This is a genomic window from Planosporangium flavigriseum, from assembly GCF_011947225.1.
Classification (GTDB): Bacteria; Actinomycetota; Actinomycetes; order Mycobacteriales; family Micromonosporaceae; genus Planosporangium; species Planosporangium flavigriseum.
On the sequence record NZ_JAATVW010000067.1, the window covers coordinates 1 to 714 of the forward strand.

Genomic DNA, 714 nt, shown 5'->3' on the forward strand with positions numbered 1-714 from the left:
CCATGATCGGGTGTTGCTGCACTCGTCGCTGGCCTTTGACGCCTCCACCTATGAGTTATGGGTGCCGCTGCTCAACGGCGGCACGGTGGTGGTGGCTCCGCCGGCGGACCTGGATGTGGAGACGTTGCGGCGGAGCATCTCCGAGCACCGGGTTACCGGGCTGTGGTTGACGTCGGGGTTGTTCCGGGCGGTGGCGCAGGAGGCGCCGGAGTGTCTGGCCGGGGTGCGGGAGGTGTGGACCGGCGGGGATGTGGTGCCGGCGGGGGCGGTACGCCGGGTCATGGAAGCCTGCCCGGGGCTGGTGGTGGTGGACGGGTACGGGCCGACGGAGACGACGACGTTCGCGACGTCGTACCGGATGCCGGACCTCGACGCCGTGCCGGAGGTGGTGCCGATCGGCCGGCCGTTGGACAACATGCGCGTGTACGTGCTGGATGCTGATCTGCGGCCGGTGCCGCCGGGTGCGCCGGGGGAGCTGTGCATCGCGGGCGCCGGTCTGGCGCGTGGCTATCTGGGTCGGCCGGGGCTGACGGCGGAGCGTTTCATAGCGAATCCGTATGGCGAGGCCGGGGAGCGGATGTACCGCACCGGGGACATTGTGCGCTGGTCTGCCGATGGGGTGGTGCAGTTCGTCGGCCGCGCCGACGACCAGGTCAAGATCCGGGGCTTCCGCATCGAACTGGGCGAGATCGAAGCGCTCCTCGCGGCGCACCC

At 70.4% G+C, this 714-nt stretch carries 1 protein-coding gene; it reads left to right on the plus strand.

Annotated elements, in window-relative coordinates; translation table 11 throughout:
* Positions 1-13: 13 nt before the first annotated feature.
* Positions 14-714 (plus strand): AMP-binding protein (locus HC028_RS26840; RefSeq protein ID WP_275941405.1); only part of this gene is annotated, 701 nt, incomplete at its 3' end.